Origin of the sequence: Terrabacter aerolatus, assembly GCF_007991735.1 — a bacterium.
GTDB classification, from domain to species: domain Bacteria; phylum Actinomycetota; class Actinomycetes; order Actinomycetales; family Dermatophilaceae; genus Terrabacter; species Terrabacter aerolatus.
The window spans coordinates 45,943-64,160 of sequence record NZ_BJYX01000010.1 but is presented as its reverse complement, the minus strand read 5'-3'; the positions used below and the strand labels follow the sequence as shown (position 1 = coordinate 64,160).

Here is an 18,218-nt window from a genome sequence, read left to right as displayed (position 1 = left end):
ACGGCCTGGGGCTGAGCCGGCCCGGCCGGTCGGCCGGACGTCATCGCCCGGTGGCGGTAAGGCGCCCCACCCTCGACTCTATGTGTACCCAGCCGGGACGGTGCAGCCGCCGAGCCCGGGTGTACAGCCTTGGGACCGTCGGGCCGTCGACGGACCCGTCGTGGGCGCTAGTGAGCCGCGTCGCTCGGGTGCCGGCTCAGGCTCCGCGCCGGAGCGGCTCGTCCGTCCGGTGGCCGGGCCCGCCGGGAGCAGCGGTCGCCGGGAGGTGTGCCCGGAGCGCCTGGTCGGACGGGTGCTCCGGGCAGAGCGGGTGCGTCGGCCAGCGGCGATGGTCCATCCGCGGCCACGGCAGGCTCACCTCGACCGACACGCCCGGTGGGGGCGGGTGGCCCTCGAGCAGTCCCGTGACGAGGAGGGTGACGCTGCCGACGACGAGGTGCGACAGGCCGGGGCTGAGCGCATCGTGCGAGCCCTCCGAGGGCCCGGCGAGCGCCAGTGCGCGAGCGGGCGTCGCCTGGCTCATGACGGCAGGCCACGCCTCGTCGCGGTCGGCTCGGTGGCGTTCGAGGCACCACAGGCACGGGGCGCCCGCGGAGTCGTCGACGAGCGGTCCGACGACGGTGCGCGGACCGGCCGGGGCCACGGGCAGGTGGGGCACCCCATGGCGCCGCCACAGCTCGCCCCGGCGGGGGTCGACCACGGGGGAGCCGACGATGACGACGAGGTCGGGACGCGGGCGTTCGGGGGAGGCCACCGCGCGGTCGACCGCGGCGCGGCCGTGCACCACCGTCGTCCCCGTCCGCACGAGGGCGTCGGCGATGCCGGAGGCGACCTCGCCGCACCCGTCGACGACGACACGCCCGCGCGGCGCGCGCTCGCCGACGGGCGCATGGGTGGTGCCCTCGGTGAGCAGGCCGAGGTCGCTGGTCAGCTCGAGCAGGGCGCGCCACCGTGCCATGCCGACACCCGCGTCGGCCGCGACGCGGTCGGTCACGGACAGCGGGAGGGCGCCGTCGAGTCGCGCCAGCAGGCCCACCTCGGCATCGCTCATCCCCGTGACGACGGGGCCACCGGGCAGCACCCCGAACTGGACCTCACCGGGCCTGCGGGTCAGGGGACGCAGCCAGGCCGGCAGGCGTGGGTGCGGCGGGACGGCAGCAGCGGACATGGGACCTCCAGACCCGGTGGCTCCTCCAGCAGCGGGGCCACCCTCGGTCGTCAGGCTCGCAGTCGCCCCGGAGGTCGCGCAGGAGTCGTCCACAGCCGCGCCGCTCGCCGAGGGAGGCTCCGGGCTCGTTCGGGCTCACCCCGGGGGCTCCCGGGGCCTCCGGGGCCACCCGGGGTGCACCTGCTGACCCATCAGGGCCCGGGGACGCGCGAAGGGGCGGGACCGTGTGGTCCCACCCCTTCGCGATGCGGCGTCAGCGACGCCGGCGTGACCTGGTCAGGCCTTGCCCAGAATGCGGTTGAGGTTCGTCCCGCAGACGGGGCACTGTCCCTTGGCCATGCGGCGACCGTTGTCGGAAACGACAACCTTGCCCTCGGCCTCGCGCTTCTCCTTGCACTTCACGCAGTAGAACTCGCCCTTGTAGGTCTCGTCAGCCATTGATGTCTCCTTGTTGACGGCACCCATCCGACGGGTGCCTCGACTCGTTCAACCCTAAGGCACGCTGAGCACGAAATCATGCTCATCCCCGCTTGGCGCGCCCACGCCGGATGCGGTATGTCGCGTGGGCGCGCCCGTGTCGCGGTCGCGCTCCGGGCCGTTGTCCCCGGCCTGACCTACCCTGCCCTCATGGCGACGGTGCGACGCGAGGTGGTGCACACGGTGGTCGACGGGGTCACCGTCGAGGTCCGCCGCAGTGCCAAGCGTCGCCGCACCGTCTCGGCGTACCGCCAGGAGGGGCGCCTCGTCGTCCTCGTGCCCGCACGCATGAGCCGCGCCGAGGAGGGCGAGTGGGTGCGCACCATGGTGGCCCGTGTCGCCGCCTCCGAGCAGCGCCGCCAGCGCAGCGACGGCGACCTCGAGCAGCGCGCCCTCGCGCTGTCCCGTGCGCACCTCGGTGGCCGGGCCGTGCCGAGCAGCGTGCGCTGGGTGTCCAACCAGAACTCCCGTTGGGGGTCCTGCACGCCAGCCGAGGGCTCGATTCGCTTGTCCGACAAGCTCCGTGGCATGCCCGGCTGGGTCGTCGACTACGTCCTGCTGCACGAGCTCGCCCATCTCCTGCAGCCCGGTCACGGGCCGGAGTTCTGGGAGCTGCTGCGCGGCTACCCGCGTCTCGAGCGCGCCCGCGGCTACCTCCAGGGAGTCTCCGCCGCGGCCGGTCTCGACCTCAGCGACGAGTGACCCCACCCGCCCGCGTCACCCGACGGCATACGACGGCGTATGCCGGGTGGCGGCGGTGGGCGGCGCCGTCCGGCAGTCGGCCGGTCAGCGGTGGGTCGCTCGTCGGGCCGCGGTGACGAGCGGCAGCAGGTCCTCGCGCGATCCCTCGGGCAACGCGTCCACGGACCACCAGCGCACGTCGATGGACTCGGCGCTCACCGCAGCCGACGACGCGGGCGGCGCGACGGCGGCGAACCGGATGTCGAGGTGCTCCCGACAGTGGCCGAAGTCACCGACGAGGACGTGACGATCGAGCTGCACGATGTCCGGAAAGGGCGATATGTCGGCCATGCCGGACTCCTCGCGCGCCTCACGCATCGCTGCGTGCCACACGGACGCGTCGCCCGGCTCGAAATGGCCCCCGAACTGGAACCATGCCCGCGCCCGACGGTGCAGGGTGAGCAGGACCGAGTCGCCCTGCTCGTCGAGGACGACGACGCTGCCCGTGAGGTGCGCGGGCGGGCCGGACTTCCTCATGGCGTCAGGGTGCTCGCGCAGGTGCTCGAGGAACTCGAGGCGAAGGCTCTCCTGCTGCTCGTCCGGCGCCACCCACGCCTCGAGCCGGCTGACGGCGTCGTCGTGCAGCCGGCGCCAGGCGTCCGTGCTGTCGGTGGGTGGCTCGTGCGGAGTCGGCGTGACGGCGTCGGTCCCCGTCACGCTCGCGGACCCGCGTCGCCCGAGCCGGACCCACCGGACTCGCCGTCAGGGTCCGAGCCCGAGTCGTCGCCGTGACCCGCGTCCCCGCCCGACGAGCCGGCACCCGTCGAGTGGCCCGTTTCGCGCTCGCGGTCGGCCTCCTCGAGGATGCCCTGCAGCACCGAGTCGAGGTCGGCGCCCAGGCCGTCAGCGGCCTCGGGCAGCGCCCCCGTCGACGACGTGCCGGTGGCCCGCTCGACGTAGCCGATGGGGTCGTCGAGGTCGGCCGAGGTCGGCGCGAGGTCCGGGTGGGCCCAGCGCCCGTCGCGCAGGTTCGCCCCTCCGGCGCTCTCGAGCGCGGCCCAGAGGTTGGCCGCGTCGCGCATGCGGCGAGGGCGCAGCTCGAGCCCCACGAGGCCGGCGAACGTCTTCTGGGCCGCGCCACCGGCACGCCGGCGCCGGATCGTCTCGGCCAGCGCCGCCGACTGCGGCAGGTGCTGGGCGGTGGTGCGGTCCGTGACGTGGTCGACCCACCCCTCGGCCAGGGCGAGCAGCGTCTCGAGCCGGTCGAGCGCGGCCCGCTGGGCCGGGGTCGGGTGCGGGCGGAACAGGTTGCCCTGCAGGGCCGAGCGCATCGCCTCGGGGTCGGACGGGTCGATCGTCGACAGGGCGGACTCGATGGCCTCGGTGTCGATGGTGATGTTGCGCGCGTAGTCGGAGACCGCCGAGAGGAGCTGCGGGCCGAGCCACGGCACCTCGGAGAAGAGCCGGACGCGCGCGGCCTCGCGCACCGCGAGGTAGAGGCGCACCTGCGCCACGTCGATCTCGAGGGAGTCGGCGAGCTGGGTGACGTTGCCGGGCAGGAGGGCGACGACACCGGGGTCGGTCAGGGGCAGCCCGACCTCCGTGCCGCTCACGACCTCGGTGGCCAGCGTGCCGACGGCCTGTCCGAGCTGCGCGGAGAACATCTGGCGGCTGAGGTTGCCGAGCATCGGCGCCCACTGCTCGACCATCTGGCGCGGGTCGAAGCCCTCGGGCAGGCCTTCGGGGAGCGCGTCGCCGAACGCGTCGGGGCCGAGCTCGCCGACCTGCTTGCGCATCGCGTCGGACGTCGCGGCCGTGACGCCGTCGGACACGGGCTCGATGAGCTCGAACCACCGCGGCATCGTCGCCTCGACCCACTCGGCACGGCTCAGGCCGGTGGCCCGCCACGCGGGGGAGGCGAGGGTCGTCTGCTCGTCGAGCCAGAGGGTCGCGACGGCCACGGCGTCCGCCACGGCGCGAGATGCGGCCTCGTCGTGCACGTCGTTGCCCTCGACGCCCATGACGTGCCGGCGGGCGACCTCGGTCGCCATGTCGCGCGACCCGGTGGGCGACTCCTGGGCGGCCATGAAGGTGCCGAGCTGGGCGCGCATCGCCGCCTGGGTCGCCGGGTCGGTGGGGTCGACGCCCATGCTCTTCATGACCTCGGCCAGCTCGGGGTTGTCGGCGGCCTCGCCGAGCACCTTCTCGAGCATCGCGCCGAGGTCGGAGGGGTCCATGCCGCCGAGGTCGGGCAGGCCCGGGAACCCGCCACCTGAGCCGCCCCCGAAGCCAGCCCCGGAGCCAGCCCCGAAGCCACCGCCGGCTCCCGCTCCGAAGCCCACGGGGCCTGAGCCGCTGCCCGGCGATCCGCCGCCGGGGCGCCCCAGCGGCAGCCCGAACGGGGACTCGTCGCGACCGTGGGACTCCTCGCCGGTGTCCGGCTGATCGTCCTCGTCGCTGTGGTTGTCGTCACCGCGTCCACCGTCGTCGGCCATGCCTGCTCATCCCCACTCGAACGGAACTCGTGCCGGCCGTCTGGCCGCACATCAAGACAACCACGGATCGAGCCGGTTGGTTCCCCACCCCGCGTGTTCGCCGCCGCGCGGGCGGCGGTCGTCGGACGCGGGGGTCGGCGACCCGGCATACCATGTCCCGCGTGACGGTCACCCTTGCCGAGATCCGCGAGACGCCTCTGTCTGTCGACGAGGTGCTCGCCAGCGTCTCCTCGCCCCGGGCGGGTGGTGTGTGCCTGTTCGTCGGGACCGTCCGCGACCACGACGGACCGTCAGCTGCCCACCCCGACGGGCACCCCGGGCACCGGGCCGACCAGGCGGTCGCCGCGCTCGACTACTCCGCGCACCCGCAGGCGGCCGACGCGGCCCGGACGCTCGCCGAGCGGCTGGCCGCCGACGGCCGCGCCGTCCGGATCGCCGTCGTGCACCGCGTCGGGCACCTCGAGGTCGGCGACGTCGCCGTCGTCGTCGGGGTCAGTGCCGAGCACCGCGGTGAGGCGTTCGACGTGTGCCGTGAGCTCATCGACGAGTTCAAGGCCACGATCCCGATCTGGAAGCACCAGAGGTTCGCCGACGGCGCCGACGAGTGGGTCGGGCTGCCGTGAGGACCATCAAGCGCGTGCCGGAGCAGCCGGCCGACGGCACCCTCGCCACGCGGGCCGACGTGCTCGAGGGCGAGAGCCGCGGCCGCCTGACGCGCGGCAACAAGGCGATCCTCGCCGCCTTCTTCTTCTTCCTCGTCGTCATGGTCGTCGGATCGCTCGTGCACCTGCCGTATGCCGTCATGAGCCCGGGGCCGACCCAGGACACCCTGGGCACCTCGGCCGACGGCAAGAGCACGCCGATCATCTCGATCTCAGGGCTGCCCACCTACCCGACCGACGGCGCCCTGCGCTTCACGACGGTCCGCGTCGAGGGCGGCCCGGGCTACCCCGTCGACGTGTGGGACATCCTGCAGGCGTGGATCGACCCGGCCCGTGACGTCCTGCCCGTCGACGACGTCTTCGACCCGCAGGTCACCCAGCAGCAGGTGGCCGAGGAGAACGCCATCCAGATGGAGGGCTCCCAGGAGGAGGCCACCGCCGTCGCGCTGCGCGCCATCGGCAAGCAGGTGCCCACCCACATCGCGATCGCCGGCATCACCGACACGTCCAAGGCCAAGGGCGTGCTCCAGGTGGGCGACCGTCTCGACCGCATCGACGGGACGGCGATCACCACGAGCGAGGGCGTGCGCGACGCGCTCCAGAAGAAGAAGCCGGGCGACACGGTCTCGATGACCGTGACGCGCAAGGGCAAGGAGCTGACGCTGGACGTCCCGACCGTGGCGGGACAGGGCGGCCGGACCGCGCTCGGCGTCCTGCTCGGCCTCGACCACGACTTCCCCGCCAAGATCACCATCGACGCGGGGTCCATCGGCGGCCCCTCGGCGGGACTCATGTTCTCGCTCGGGATCTACGACAAGCTGACTCCCGGCCCCCTGGCCGGCGGCCGTCAGATCGCCGGCACCGGGACCATCGACGACCAGGGCGTCGTCGGGCCGATCGGTGGCATCCGGCAGAAGCTCGCCGGCGCCCGCGACGACGGCGCGCAGTACTTCCTCGCCCCGGCCGACAACTGCAACGAGGTGGTCGGGCACGTGCCCGACGGCCTCCAGGTCTTCAAGGTCGGGACCTTCGACGAGGGACGGGCGGCCGTCGAGGCGATCGCCAAGGGTCAGACGGGCTCCCTGCCGCACTGCTGACCGGTGCGCCGGTGCGTCGGTGGCGCACCGAGCGCGGAGGCGGTCAGTCCACGAACGTCGCCTTGAGCGCCTCGACGAGGCCGGGCGCGATGTCCTTGCCCGTCGCGACCGCGTCGTCGGAGTCGTGGTCGCGCTGGCGCAGCAGGCAGATCGACGCGCCGCCGCGCAGGACCGCCACGACGAGGCGCACGTCCTTGCGGTCCGGGTGGGAGGCGAGGTGGTCGACGGCGTCCTCGCTGCGCGAGGGCAGCTCACGCTCCGCCTCCGGCGGCACGACCATGCGCTCGATCGCGAAGGCGCAGCCGTCGACCTCGTCGGGCCAGGCCAGGCGGCCGAGGAGGGTCTCGAGCGAGCTCGTCGTCGGCAGGCCCTCCTGCTCGATGGCCGTGAGGGCACCCTCGGCGAGGTCGGAGGGGCCCATCTGGTCGCGCAGGTGCGGCTCGCGCTCGAGCAGGTCCGCGGTGCGGACGAGGGCGAAGAGCCGGGCCGGTTGGTCCCACCCCGCGGCGGCGACGTGGCGCTCGGTGTCGAGGGCGGCGATGGCGAGGGGGTCGATGACGGGCTGTGCGTTCACGTGCCCATGCTGCCGTATGCCGGCAGGTGGGGTGTCCGTGGGCGGGCCCGATGGGCGGTCGGCAGGCCCTCGGCGATCGGCTTGGTCTCGTGCCGGTCACGTTGACGTATCACGCCGCGGGTGCGATCTGAGCGCGGGTTATGGTTGCCGCAGGCGGCCGGAGGAGGCTGCCCACGGGTCCGCCCGACCACCTGCCCGCCCCAGCACCCAAGGCACTCCACGTGAGCGACAGCAACTTCGGCCCCCCGCCGGGCAACTTCAACGACGACGACTCCGGCTCGCCCCGACGAGGCGACAGCGCCACGCTGCCACCGACACGACGCCCGTTCGTCACCGCGCTCGTCGTGGCCGCGGCCCTGCTCGTGGTGATCGCGATCGCCGCGCAGTACTGGACCGAGGTGCTGTGGTACCAGTCGGTCGGCTTCTCCGGGGTCTTCACGACCCAGGTCGTGACGAAGATCCTGCTGGGCCTCGTCGGCGGTCTGCTCACCGCGGCGATGGTGTGGTCGAGCATCCACTTCGCCTTCCGCAACCGGCCGATCTACGCGCCGGCCCCCGACACCCAGGCGATGGAGCACTACCGCCAGCTCGTCGAGCCGATGCGCCGCACCGCGACGGTCGCCGCGCCGCTCGCCGTCGGTCTCTTCGCCGGGCTGTCCGCCGCCACCCAGTGGGACACCTTCCTGCTCTGGCGCAACGGCAGCCCGTTCGGCACGACCGACCCGGAGTTCGGGCTCGACATCGGCTTCTTCGTCTTCGACCTGCCGTGGATCAACTTCGTCGTCGCGTTCCTGACGATGATCCTCGTCATCGGCTTCATCACGGCCGCCTTCACGCACTACCTCTACGGCGGCATCGTCGCCGGCACGAAGATGCGCTCGACGCAGGCGGCCCGCGTGCACCTGTCGGTCATCGCCGCGGTCCTCGTGCTCGTGCGTGCCGTCGCCTTCTGGGTCGACCGCTACAACCTCGCCACCGCCCAGTCGACGAAGATCACCGGCATCCAGTACACCGAGTCGCACGCGATCATCCCGACCAAGGGCATCCTCGCGATCGCCGCCGTCATGTGCGCCGTCATGTTCCTCACGACGATCTGGACGCGGTCCTGGCGCCTGCCGCTCGTCGGCGTGGCCGTCCTCGCCGTCATCGTCGTCGCGGTCGGTGGCATCTACCCCGCGCTCGTGCAGTCGCTCAAGGTCCGCCCCTCGGAGAAGTCCCTCGAGGTCCCCTACATCAAGCGCAACATCGACGCGACGCGGGCGGCCTACGGCTTCGGCGACATCAAGGTGTCCTCCTACGACAGCAAGACGGTCGCGGCCCCGGGCCAGCTGCGTGGAGACGCGGCCACCGTGCCCGGCATCCGGCTCATCGACCCCAACGTCGTCGGCCCGACCTTCAAGCAGCTCGAGGCGAGCAAGGGCTACTACCAGTTCGCCGACGTGCTCGACGTCGACCGCTACCAGATCGACGGCAAGTCCCAGGACACCGTCATCGCCGCCCGTGAGCTCGACCTGAGCGGTGTGCCGGACGCGCAGCGCAACTGGCTCAACGACCACACGGTCTACACGCACGGCTACGGCGTCGTCGCCGCGAAGGGCAACACCCGCGAGAGCGACGGCCGTCCCACCTTCTTCGAGTCCCAGATCGGCACCGAGGGCGCGCTCGGCGCGTACCAGCCGCGCATCTACTTCGGCGAGAACTCGCCGGAGTACTCCATCGTCGGCGGCAACAAGCAGGAGTTCGACTACCCGGACCCGCAGGGCACCGGGCAGATCAACTACACCTACGCCGGCACCGGGGGCGTGCAGCTCGACGCCCTCAAGCGCCTCGCGTATGCCGTGAAGTACCGCGAGATCAACTTCCTCCTCTCCGACGCGGTGACCAACGACTCGCGCGTGCTCGACCACCGCACGCCGCGCGACCGGGTGCAGCGCGTCGCCCCGTGGCTGACGCTCGACGGCAACGCCTACCCGGCCGTCGTGGACGGCCGGGTGCTGTGGGTGCTCGACGGCTACACGACGTCGGCCAACTACCCGTACTCGGAGAACACGACCCTCGACACGGCGACCGAGGACGCCGTCACGAGCACCCGTACCTCGGTGCGCGCCGTGCAGGCCGGTCAGGTCAACTACGTGCGCAACTCGGTCAAGGCGACGGTCGATGCCTACGACGGCACGGTGACGCTCTACCAGTGGGACGAGCAGGACCCCGTGCTCAAGGCGTGGATGTCGATCTTCCCGGGCACGGTCAAGCCGCTGAGCGCCATCAAGGGCTCGCTCATGGCGCACCTGCGCTACCCCGAGGACCTCTTCAAGGTCCAGCGCACGCTGCTCGAGAAGTACCACGACACCGACGCGGCGTCGTTCTACGGCGGCCAGAACTTCTGGCGGGTCCCGGACGACCCCACCCAGGCCGGCGAGAGCCTGCCGCAACCGCCGTACTACCTCTCGCTCGCGATGCCCGACCAGACGAGCCCCGCCTTCTCGCTCACCTCGACCTTCATGCCGACGGGTGACCGCAACGTGCTCTCGGGCTTCCTCGCGGTCGACGGCGACGCCGGCACCGAGACCGGCAAGAAGTCGCCGAACTACGGCAAGCTGCGCCTGCTCGAGACGACGGGCGGTTCGGTCAACGGTCCGGGTCAGGTCTACAACGACATGCGGACCTCGACCGTCACCTCCAACGACGCCTCCCTCGGGCGGCAGCTGACCCTGGCGCAGTTCATCTCGACGACGTCGTCGACCGGGGCGAGCGTCATCTTCGGCAACCAGCTGACGCTGCCCGTCGGTGGGGGACTGCTCTACGTCCAGCCGATCTACGTCCAGGCCCGATCGACCGGTTCTGGCACCTATCCGCGCCTGTCGGCCGTGGCGGTCGCCTTCGGTGACAAGATCGCCTGGGCCGGCTCGCTCGACGGGGCCCTCAACGACCTCTTCGGTGGCTCGTCGGGCGCCCAGGCGGGAGACAACGGGACGACGCCCACGACGACGCCCACCCCGACGCCGACGGGCACGGCGACACCGACGCCGACCCCGTCGGGGACCGCGTCACCGGCCCCGTCCGGGACCCCGAACGCCACGGCGCTCTCGCAGGCGCTCAAGGACGCGGAGACGGCATATGCCGACGGTGAGGCCGCCCTCAAGCGTGGCGACTTCGCCGCGTACGGCCAGGCGCAGACCAAGCTCAAGGAGGCGCTGAAGCGCGCCGTCGACGCCTCACCGCAGACGCCGCCGACGACGAAGCCCTGACTGTCGGGCACCGGACACCGCCTGTGGCAGTACGCGAATCGCGTGCTGCCACAGGCGTTTCCGGTCGCGGCGGCCTTGGTCTTCGAATGCCGACGGGCTCGATTTGGTCCTGCGCCGGGTTTCGCGTAACGTTGCTCTTGCCGACGCGGGGTGGAGCAGCTCGGTAGCTCGCCGGGCTCATAACCCGGAGGTCGCAGGTTCAAATCCTGCCCCCGCTACTGATCGCGTCAGCGAGAACGAAGGGCCCGGAGAGATCCGGGCCCTTCGTCATGTCCGGTGCAGGTACTGGCGCGGGGCTGCTCCCCGCGGGACGCTGGAACCCACGGTGCCACGGACGTGCGCCTTGGAGGGGAGGGCGCCATGGCCGACACCACCGCGGACCGCGCGGCGCGGCTCATCGCCCGCCGCAACCCGTCGGGTCTGCTCTACGGGGCGATCATCACCGGCGCCGTCATGAGCGCGACCGCCGGCCACGCACCGTCGACCGTCCGGGTCGTCGTGGCATCGGTCTTCGTGCTCGTCGTCTACTGGCTGGCCGACGTCTACGTGCGAGCCTTCGCCGACCAGTTCGACCACGGTCGGTCGCCCCTGCCCCGACGCCTTCTCCTCGCGGCGCGGCACGAGTCCCGGGTGCTGCTCGGCGGAGTGCCCGCCGTCGTCCTGGCGCTCGTGGCCTCGATCCTCGGGGCCGGCACCGAGCTGGCCGTCGACCTCGCCCTGTGGCTCACCGTCGTCGAGCTCGGGGCCGTCGGCTACCTCGCGGCCCGCCTCGTGGGGGCCGACCGCCGGGCCGCCGTGGGGGAGTCGCTCGCCGCAGCCCTGCTCGGGCTCGGCATGGTGCTCGCCAAGACCCTCCTGCACTGAGCCCCACGAGCCCATTGAGCCACCACTAGCCCACTCGGCCCACTGAACCCGGCGGGCTACGGGGTGACGGTTCCGACGAGTGACGCCCGCGGCGCGCCCTGTGGCAGGTCGAGCGCGTAGTCGGCGGGCAGGCCCTCGACCGACACCTCGCCCGAGGCGTCGACGACGACCGAGACCGTCGCCTCGCCCACGCGCAGCCCCTTGACGGCGAGGGCGCCGAACGGGAGGGACGACGGGGGACGCACCCGCACCCGGCGCGCCGGCACGTCGACCGTGATGCCGAGCGCGACCGTGAGCATGGCCACGGACGACGCGGCGGCCCAGGCCTGCGGCCGGCAGGAGGCCGGGTAGGGCGCCCACTGCCCGATCGTGGCCGAGTCGGCGAAGAGCTCGGGCAGCCGGTAGTCGAACGCCTCGCCGACGTCGAGCAGCTTGGTCACGACCCGTGCGGCCTGCGCCGAGTGTCCCTCGCGCGCCATGCCGAGGGCGCAGATGGCGGTGTCGTGCACCCACACCGAGCCCGTGTGGTAGCCGATGGGGTTGAAGCCGCCGTTGTCGGTGGCAAGGGTCGCGATGCCGAAGTCGCCGAGCATCGTCGACCCCACGAGGGTGTCGGTGACCTGCTGCGCCTCGGCCGGGGTCAGCGACCCGGTGCCGAGGACGTGACCCATGTTGGACCCGACGCCGTCGACCGGACGCGCCGTGCTGTCGATGGCCATGGCGAGGTAGCGCTGCTCGGCGGGGCCGACCCAGAAGCGGTCGCGGATCCGCTCTCGTAGCAGGCTCGCCCAGCTCTCGAGCTCTGCCGCTCGCGCGTGGTCGGCCGAGGGCGACGTGCCGTCGGCAGTGTCCTCACCCAGCGCCCGGAGGAGGGCGGCGGCCCCGACGGCGGCCTCGACGGCATACGCCTGCGCCTCGACGAGCGCGATGGGAGCGGCAGCGAGCGAGCCGTCCCGGAAACGCATCGAGTCGCCCGAGTCCTTCCAGCCCTGGTTGGCCAGGCCGTGGCCGCTCTCGTCGACGTACTTGATGAAGCCGTCCTCGTCGGGCGAGGCGTGGTCGGTGAGCCACGACGCGGCCGCCCGGAGGTGCGGCAGGAGCGAGCGCACCTCGTCGGCAGGCAGGCCCCAACGCCAGGCGTCGTGGAGCAGACAGATCCACAGGGCGGTGGCGTCCACGGTGCCGTAGTAGACGGGCGGGAGGGTGAAGTCGACCGACACGTCCTCGTATGCCGTGCGGCGCAGCTCGTGGGGGATCTTGCCGGGCGCCTCGGCCGTGTCGACATCGTGGGCGACGCCCTGGCGGCGGGCGAGGGCTCGCAGCGTCCCGGCCGCGAGGGTCGTGCCGAGGGGCAGCATCATCCGCGCGGTCCACAGCGAATCACGGCCGAAGAGCGTGAGATACCAAGGGGTTCCGGCAGCGGCGAAGACGTCTCGAGGGTCGGCTGGGTCCTTGAGCAGCAGGCTGCGGAGGTCGTCGAGCGAGGCGTCGAGAAGCTTGCCGAGGCGTGGGTCGCTGGCATCGACCGAGAGGCTCCCGGGCCAGTCCACGGCGTCCGAGCCGGCGTCGGCGGCGAAGTGGCTCTCGAGGCGGCGCTCCGTCTGCACGACCACCTCGAGGTGCCGTTCGGTGCCCGGGTCGACCGTGAGGTCGAAGGTCGCCAGCACGCCGTCGGGGCCTGCCTCCAGTCGGTCGGGGGCGGGGGAGAAGGACACCCGGACCGACTGGGCGTCGGTCTGCCAGTGCGCGTCACCACGCCGGTCGGTGTCGGGCCCCGGCTCCCCGTGGCCGGCGTGAGCCTCCAGCAGCTCCCCGGTCGCGACACCGGCCTTGACGGGGCCGATGTCTGCGCCGTCGCCGGCGATCCGGATGACGAGGGGAGCGGCGACGGGCTGCGAGGCGCGCGAGGCCACGATGACGTGCTCGCGGAGCGTGCCGCCGGTGAGGACGCGCCGGCGACGCAGCTCGACCGTGGGGTCGGGCCCCGGGTCCCCGAGTCCGCGCGCCGACGTGAAGAACTCGCTGCGCGGGCCGCGGCTCGAGTGCGCCACCTGCACGAGGTGAGCCGTTCCGAGGGCCACGGTGAAGCGCGAGACGACGCGCTGGTCGTCGACGAAGTAGCCGTGGGCGCCCTGCCCCGTCATCGAGCCGTCCGACCCGCTCAGGGCCGTCCCGTTGCCGTCGACGCAGATCGCCAGGTCGTGCAGCCAGGGCTGCTGGCCGTGCGGAGCGGAGGTCGGCGCCCCCGGCTCCGTGGTGCCGTCGTCCTCGTGGCGGTGCGTGGTCATGGGGCCCTCCGGCTCCTGTTCGTAGCTGCGGCGTCAGTCAGGAAGTGACCCACCCTCTTGACACTCCCGCGCCGAGAGCACAGTATCCGGATGGCCATATGTGCATCTAAATCAGCACGGTTTGAACGTTCCACTCCGAAGAGGCGGCGTCAAGGGTGACATCGAGTTCTTCCGCACGGCGGACGACGATCATCGATGTCGCGCGCGCTGCGTCGGTCTCGCGCCAGACCGTGAGCAACGTCATCAACTCCCCGGAGCGGGTCGCGCCCGAGACGCTCGCCCGGGTCCAGGCCGAGATCGACCGACTCGGGTTCCGTCCCAGCCGTGCGGCGCAGTCCCTGAAGCAGGAACGTGCCGGGGCCTGGGGACTCGAGCTGAACTCCGCCGGCTTCGGCCGCCTCGGCGCGATCCTCGACATCTTCCTCATCGAGCTGACCACGGGCGCCGCCGAGCGTGGCTCGCACGTCGTCCCGTTCACGGCAGCGGACTCCGCCGCTCCGCTCCCGGCCTACGAGCGCCTCGTCGCGAGCCGGGTCGCCGACGGTTTCGTGCTGACCGACACCCGTCGCGACGACCCGCGCCCGGCCTGGCTCGAGGCACACCACGTGCCGTATGCCGCGTTCGGCCGCGTGTGGGACGACCCGGGCATCACCTCCTGGGTCGACGTCGACGGCGCCTCGGGCGTCGAGGCCGCCGTGCACCACCTCGCGGGCCAGGGCTACGAACGCATCGGCTACCTCGGGTGGCCGGAGGGCTCGCCCGTCGGCGACGACCGCCGCTCCGGGTGGGTCCGGGCCACCACCGACCTCGGTCTCGCGAACCCGGAGTGGCAGGCGAGGAGCACGCAGTCGCTCCCGTCCGCGTGCCGCGCCGCCGCCGGCCTGCTCGACCTGCTCGGACGCGGCGCCGCGATCGTGTGTGCCTCCGACACCCTCGCGCTCGGCGCCTGGCGCGTCCTGCTCGAGCGAGGGCTCGAGCCGGGCGTCGACATCGGCCTCGTCTGCTTCGACGACACCGACATCGCCGAGGCCCTCGACCTCAGCAGCCTCCACCAGCCCCTCGACCGCGTGGCCGACCGCGTGCTCCACCTGCTCGCCACCGGCCCCGACCCCCGCGACCCAGCGGGTGGTCTCCTCCTCCCCCCCGAGCTCGTCGTCAGGTCCAGCTCGAAACCTGCGGGCAACCGCACGACACGGAAAGAGAAGTGACATGAGAGCACCCAGCACGCGCGGCGCAGCCGCGCTGGCTCTCGCCGCCACCGGCGCGCTCGTCCTGAGCGCCTGCGGTGGAGGCGGCTTCAGCAGCAGCAACAACCAGGCCCCGCAGAGCACCGCCAAGGGCCCGGTCAAGCTGACCATCATGATCGGCAGCTCCGGTGACGCCGAGACCAAGGCGGTCAAGGCGGCGGCCGACGCCTGGGCCAAGAAGTCCGGCAACCAGGTCGAGGTCATCGCCGCCGCGGACCTCGGACAGCAGCTGGGCCAGGCCTTCGCGTCGACGACCCCGCCGGACGTCTTCTACACCGACGCCTCCAAGGTCGGGACGTTCGCCAAGGCCGGCAACCTCTACGCCTACGGCGACCAGGTCAAGGACGCCGGCTTCCTCCCGGCCCTCGTGCAGGCCTTCACCTACGACGGCAAGTTCTACTGCGCGCCGAAGGACTACTCCACCCTCGCACTCGAGATCAACACCGACCTGTGGAGCAAGGCCGGCCTCACCGACGCCGACATCCCCAAGGACTGGGCCGGTCTCGAGGCCGTGGCCAAGAAGCTGACGTCGGGCAAGGTCACGGGACTCGTCATCGGCAACGACATCAACCGCAGCGGCGCCTTCATCAAGCAGGCCGGCGGGTGGGTCGTCTCAGCGGACGGCAAGACGATGACGGCCGACAGCGCGCCGGCCAAGGCGGGTCTGGCCGAGGTGCAGAAGATGATGAAGGAGGGCAGCCTCAAGTTCAGCTCCGACACCTCGCCGGCCACCGGTTGGGGTGGCGAGGCGCTCGGCAAGGGCGTGGCCGCCATGACGATCGAGGGCAACTGGATCAGCGGCGCCAAGAAGGACTTCCCGAACCTCAAGTACAAGGTCGTCGAGCTGCCGGCCGGTCCGGCCGGCAAGGGCACCCTGCTCTTCAGCAACTGCTGGGGGATCGCGGCCAAGTCGGCCAACCACGGCCCGGCGGTCGACCTCGTCAAGTCGCTCATCACGACCGACCAGCAGATGGCCTTCGCCGACGCCTTCGGTGTCATGCCCTCCACGGAGGAGGGCGCCAAGGCGTTCGCCTCGAAGTACCCGGACTCGCAGGCCTTCGTCACCGGCGGGCAGTACGCCCAGGGCCCGGTCAACCTGCCGGGCTTCGACGACGTCATGAACAAGTTCAACTCGCAGCTGGCCACGATGGGCAAGGGCGGCGACCCGAACGCCTGGCTCGCGGAGCTGCAGAAGAACGGCACGGCGGCGCTCGCCGGCTGACCCCGGACGTGTGGCGTCCGCCCGACCGCACGGGCGGGCGGACGCCACCTCCACCTCGTCACCCACCACAGAGGAGGGGCCATGGCCCGCATCGACGACGAACGTCCCCTCGAGGAGGTCGTCATCTCCCGAGGCGCCCGACACGCCGGGTCGACCTCGGACCAGGTCGGCCGGCCTACCGGCCGGCCCGGCGGCCGCGGGTCCCGGACCCCACGCTCGCGGGGCGGCATACGCGGTCGCGAAGGCACCGCGGGCTGGGTCTTCGTGGCCCCCATGATCATCATCCTGGGGCTCTTCCTCGTCATCCCCATCGGGATGGCGCTGTGGGTGAGCTTCACCAACTGGCAGGGCAACACGAACCCCTTCGCCGTGGGGCAGGGCACCGACGTCGTGGGACTGAAGAACTACACCGACCTGTTCGCCAAGGACGGTCTGACGCGCGACAACTTCATGCAGTCCATCGGCAACACGTTCTACTACGTGCTGCTCGTCGTGCCGCTCCAGACGATCCTCGCCCTCGGGTTGGCCCTCCTCGTCAACAACACGATGCTCAAGGGGCGCAGCTTCTTCCGCACGGCCTTCTACTTCCCCTCGGTGACGAGCTCCATCGCCATCGCGACGGTGTTCCTCTTCCTCTTCTCCAACACGGGCGCCGTCAACGCGCTCCTCGGCTTCTTCGGCATCGACGGCCCACAGTGGTTCAGCGACAGCCGTGGACTGCTCCACCTGGCCTTCAACGCGGTCGGGGTCGACAACCCGGGCTGGGCACAGGGCCAGATCCTGGGCCGAAGCCTCTGGGACTGGCTGTCGGGCCCGTCGGTCGCGATGTTCGTCATCATCTTCCTCGTCGTCTGGACGACCTCCGGCACCTTCATGCTGATGTTCATCGCCGCGCTGCAGGACCTGCCCGTCGAGATCGACGAGGCCGCCGCCCTCGACGGCACGACCGGGTGGCAGAAGCTGCGGCACGTGACGCTGCCGATGATCAAGCCGGCGCTCTTCCTCGTCATCACGCTCGGGCTCATCGGCACGTGGCAGGTCTTCGACCAGATCTACGTCATGGGCAAGGGCGCCCCGGCCGGCACCACGCTGAGCCCGGCGTTCCTGTCGTACCAGCAGAGCTTCGGCAACTTCCGCTACGGCTCGGGCGCGGCCATGGCCTTCGTGGTCTTCCTCATCATCGTCGTGCTGACACGCGTCCAGCGGTACGTGCTGACCGACAAGGACGAACGCAAGCCCATCTTCGGACTCGGAGGACGCAAGTGAACGCCCGCAAGTCCAACCCGGTGAAGACGATCCTGCTCTACACGGCGCTGCTCGCCTTCGCGGTCCTCTTCATCTACCCGTTCCTCATCCAGATCTCGACGTCGTTCAAGACCGACCCGGACGCGGCGAACAACCCGCTGTCACTCGTCCCCAACCCCTTCACCACGCAGACGTGGCAGCGGATCTTCGGTCAGGGCGGCGACACGTCGGTGCCGATCACGACGTGGCTGCAGAACTCCGTCATCATCACCCTCGTCGTCACGGCCGCCCGGGTCTTCCTCGACTCGCTCGCCGGCTACGCGCTGTCGAGGCTGCAGTTCCGTGGGCGCAAGGCGGTCTTCGCCGGGCTGCTCGCCGTCATGTCCGTGCCCGGGGTGGCGCTGCTGATCCCGAAGTTCCTCATGGTCAACTACCTCGGCATCTACGACACGTACACCGCGATGATCCTGCCCCTCGTCGTCGACGCCGCCGGCGTCTTCATCATGAAGCAGTTCTTCGACTCCGTGCCGATCTCGATCGAGGAGGCCGCCCGCCTCGACGGGGCGAGCATCTTCCGGACCTTCTGGTCCGTGGTGCTGCCCATGGCCAAGCCGGCGCTCATCACCCTGACGATCCTGTCGTTCCAGGGCTCGTGGAACGAGTTCTCGCACTTCCTCGTGGTGACCAGGGGGACCCCCGAGCACCAGACCCTCGTCACCGGCCTCGCGAGCCTGACGAGCGGCCAGCTCGGCGCCGGCACGCAGTACCCCCTCAAGCTCGGCACCGCCCTGCTCACGACCATCCCGGTGGCCCTGATCTTCTTCGCGCTCCAGCGCTACTTCATCCGGGGCGCCAACGAGGGGGGCATCAAGGGCTGAGAGCGCGGCGTCCGCGCATTCTCCTGCCGAGCCCGTGTCGGGTCTGGGAGAGTCGCAGTCTCGGGGTCAGGC

At 71.7% G+C, this 18,218-nt stretch carries 15 protein-coding genes and 1 tRNA gene; 10 read left to right on the top strand and 6 right to left on the bottom strand.

Annotated elements, in window-relative coordinates:
* Window positions 1–196 precede the first annotated feature (196 nt).
* Together TAE01_RS10940 and TAE01_RS10935 are read right to left on the bottom strand one after the other, a co-directional pair.
* Window positions 197–1,168 (bottom strand): hypothetical protein, encoded by a 972-nt coding sequence (locus TAE01_RS10940; RefSeq protein ID WP_147066314.1) that lies wholly within the window; start codon window positions 1,166–1,168, stop codon window positions 197–199.
* A 276-nt stretch (window positions 1,169–1,444) separates the two neighbouring features.
* On the bottom strand, window positions 1,445–1,606 hold the full coding sequence (locus tag TAE01_RS10935) for a DUF5679 domain-containing protein (RefSeq protein ID WP_020143053.1): 162 nt from the start codon (window positions 1,604–1,606) through the stop codon (window positions 1,445–1,447).
* A 189-nt stretch (window positions 1,607–1,795) separates the two neighbouring features.
* On the opposite strand from TAE01_RS10935, the gene TAE01_RS10930 reads away from it, so the two are divergent.
* Window positions 1,796–2,347 (top strand): M48 family metallopeptidase, encoded by a 552-nt coding sequence (locus TAE01_RS10930; protein WP_147066312.1) that lies wholly within the window; start codon window positions 1,796–1,798, stop codon window positions 2,345–2,347.
* 84 nt (window positions 2,348–2,431) lie between these two features.
* Here TAE01_RS10930 and TAE01_RS10925 read toward each other — a convergent pair whose 3' ends face one another.
* Together TAE01_RS10925 and TAE01_RS10920 are read right to left on the bottom strand one after the other, a co-directional pair.
* Window positions 2,432–3,043: an NUDIX hydrolase gene (locus TAE01_RS10925; RefSeq protein ID WP_246111277.1), complete on the bottom strand. Its 612-nt coding sequence runs from the start codon at window positions 3,041–3,043 to the stop codon at window positions 2,432–2,434.
* Window positions 3,040–4,821, bottom strand: coding sequence for a zinc-dependent metalloprotease (locus tag TAE01_RS10920; protein WP_147066310.1), 1,782 nt, complete (start codon window positions 4,819–4,821; stop codon window positions 3,040–3,042). The genes TAE01_RS10925 and TAE01_RS10920 overlap by 4 nt, the downstream gene beginning before the upstream one ends.
* Window positions 4,822–4,973: 152 nt before the next feature.
* Here TAE01_RS10920 and TAE01_RS10915 point away from each other — a divergent pair, with 152 nt between their 5' ends.
* Together TAE01_RS10915 and TAE01_RS10910 are read left to right on the top strand one after the other, a co-directional pair.
* Window positions 4,974–5,444, top strand: coding sequence for a molybdenum cofactor biosynthesis protein MoaE (locus tag TAE01_RS10915; protein ID WP_147066309.1), 471 nt, complete (start codon window positions 4,974–4,976; stop codon window positions 5,442–5,444).
* A 14-nt stretch (window positions 5,445–5,458) separates the two neighbouring features.
* Window positions 5,459–6,580: a YlbL family protein gene (locus TAE01_RS10910; protein WP_246111276.1), complete on the top strand. Its 1,122-nt coding sequence runs from the start codon at window positions 5,459–5,461 to the stop codon at window positions 6,578–6,580.
* 43 nt (window positions 6,581–6,623) lie between these two features.
* Here TAE01_RS10910 and TAE01_RS10905 read toward each other — a convergent pair whose 3' ends face one another.
* The gene (locus TAE01_RS10905; protein ID WP_147066304.1) at window positions 6,624–7,154 is read right to left on the bottom strand and encodes a PPA1309 family protein; all 531 of its coding nucleotides are present in this window, start codon (window positions 7,152–7,154) and stop codon (window positions 6,624–6,626) included.
* 221 nt (window positions 7,155–7,375) lie between these two features.
* Between TAE01_RS10905 and TAE01_RS10900 the strand changes: the two genes are divergently transcribed.
* The 3 genes from TAE01_RS10900 (at window position 7,376) to TAE01_RS10890 (ending at window position 11,266) form a co-directional block, all read left to right on the top strand.
* Window positions 7,376–10,402 carry a UPF0182 family membrane protein gene (locus tag TAE01_RS10900; protein WP_147066302.1) on the top strand — a complete coding sequence of 1,009 codons (3,027 nt, stop codon included), beginning with the start codon at window positions 7,376–7,378 and terminating at the stop codon, window positions 10,400–10,402.
* Window positions 10,403–10,546: 144 nt separating this feature from the next.
* A tRNA-Met gene (locus TAE01_RS10895) sits at window positions 10,547–10,620 on the top strand.
* 142 nt (window positions 10,621–10,762) lie between these two features.
* Window positions 10,763–11,266 (top strand): hypothetical protein, encoded by a 504-nt coding sequence (locus tag TAE01_RS10890; protein ID WP_147066300.1) that lies wholly within the window; start codon window positions 10,763–10,765, stop codon window positions 11,264–11,266.
* A 56-nt stretch (window positions 11,267–11,322) separates the two neighbouring features.
* Here the strand turns inward: TAE01_RS10890 and TAE01_RS10885 are convergent, their stop codons facing one another.
* On the bottom strand, window positions 11,323–13,554 hold the full coding sequence (locus tag TAE01_RS10885) for a glycogen debranching N-terminal domain-containing protein (RefSeq protein ID WP_147066297.1): 2,232 nt from the start codon (window positions 13,552–13,554) through the stop codon (window positions 11,323–11,325).
* 155 nt (window positions 13,555–13,709) lie between these two features.
* Between TAE01_RS10885 and TAE01_RS10880 the strand changes: the two genes are divergently transcribed.
* The 4 genes from TAE01_RS10880 to TAE01_RS10865 all read left to right on the top strand — a co-directional run bounded on the left by TAE01_RS10880 (window position 13,710) and on the right by TAE01_RS10865 (window position 18,146).
* Window positions 13,710–14,762, top strand: a complete 1,053-nt coding sequence (locus TAE01_RS10880) for a LacI family DNA-binding transcriptional regulator (protein WP_147066295.1) — start codon at window positions 13,710–13,712, stop codon at window positions 14,760–14,762.
* A 1-nt stretch (window position 14,763) separates the two neighbouring features.
* A complete protein-coding gene (locus TAE01_RS10875; RefSeq protein ID WP_147066293.1) occupies window positions 14,764–16,023 on the top strand; it encodes a sugar ABC transporter substrate-binding protein in 1,260 nt (419 codons plus the stop codon).
* An 81-nt stretch (window positions 16,024–16,104) separates the two neighbouring features.
* Window positions 16,105–17,289 carry a carbohydrate ABC transporter permease gene (locus TAE01_RS10870; protein WP_246111275.1) on the top strand — a complete coding sequence of 395 codons (1,185 nt, stop codon included), beginning with the start codon at window positions 16,105–16,107 and terminating at the stop codon, window positions 17,287–17,289.
* Window positions 17,286–18,146 (top strand): carbohydrate ABC transporter permease, encoded by an 861-nt coding sequence (locus TAE01_RS10865; protein ID WP_147066291.1) that lies wholly within the window; start codon window positions 17,286–17,288, stop codon window positions 18,144–18,146. The genes TAE01_RS10870 and TAE01_RS10865 overlap by 4 nt, the downstream gene beginning before the upstream one ends.
* The last annotated feature ends 72 nt before the right edge of the window (window positions 18,147–18,218 follow it).

Coding starts and splice junctions, on each gene's coding strand:
- TAE01_RS10940 (WP_147066314.1), bottom strand. CDS start 1,168: ATGTCCGCTGCTGCCGTCCCGCCGCACCCACGCCTGCCGGCCTGGCTG.
- TAE01_RS10935 (WP_020143053.1), bottom strand. CDS start 1,606: ATGGCTGACGAGACCTACAAGGGCGAGTTCTACTGCGTGAAGTGCAAG.
- TAE01_RS10930 (WP_147066312.1), top strand. CDS start 1,796: ATGGCGACGGTGCGACGCGAGGTGGTGCACACGGTGGTCGACGGGGTC.
- TAE01_RS10920 (WP_147066310.1), bottom strand. CDS start 4,821: ATGGCCGACGACGGTGGACGCGGTGACGACAACCACAGCGACGAGGAC.
- TAE01_RS10915 (WP_147066309.1), top strand. CDS start 4,974: ATGTCCCGCGTGACGGTCACCCTTGCCGAGATCCGCGAGACGCCTCTG.
- TAE01_RS10890 (WP_147066300.1), top strand. CDS start 10,763: ATGGCCGACACCACCGCGGACCGCGCGGCGCGGCTCATCGCCCGCCGC.
- TAE01_RS10885 (WP_147066297.1), bottom strand. CDS start 13,554: ATGACCACGCACCGCCACGAGGACGACGGCACCACGGAGCCGGGGGCG.
- TAE01_RS10875 (WP_147066293.1), top strand. CDS start 14,764: ATGAGAGCACCCAGCACGCGCGGCGCAGCCGCGCTGGCTCTCGCCGCC.
- TAE01_RS10870 (WP_246111275.1), top strand. CDS start 16,105: ATGGCCCGCATCGACGACGAACGTCCCCTCGAGGAGGTCGTCATCTCC.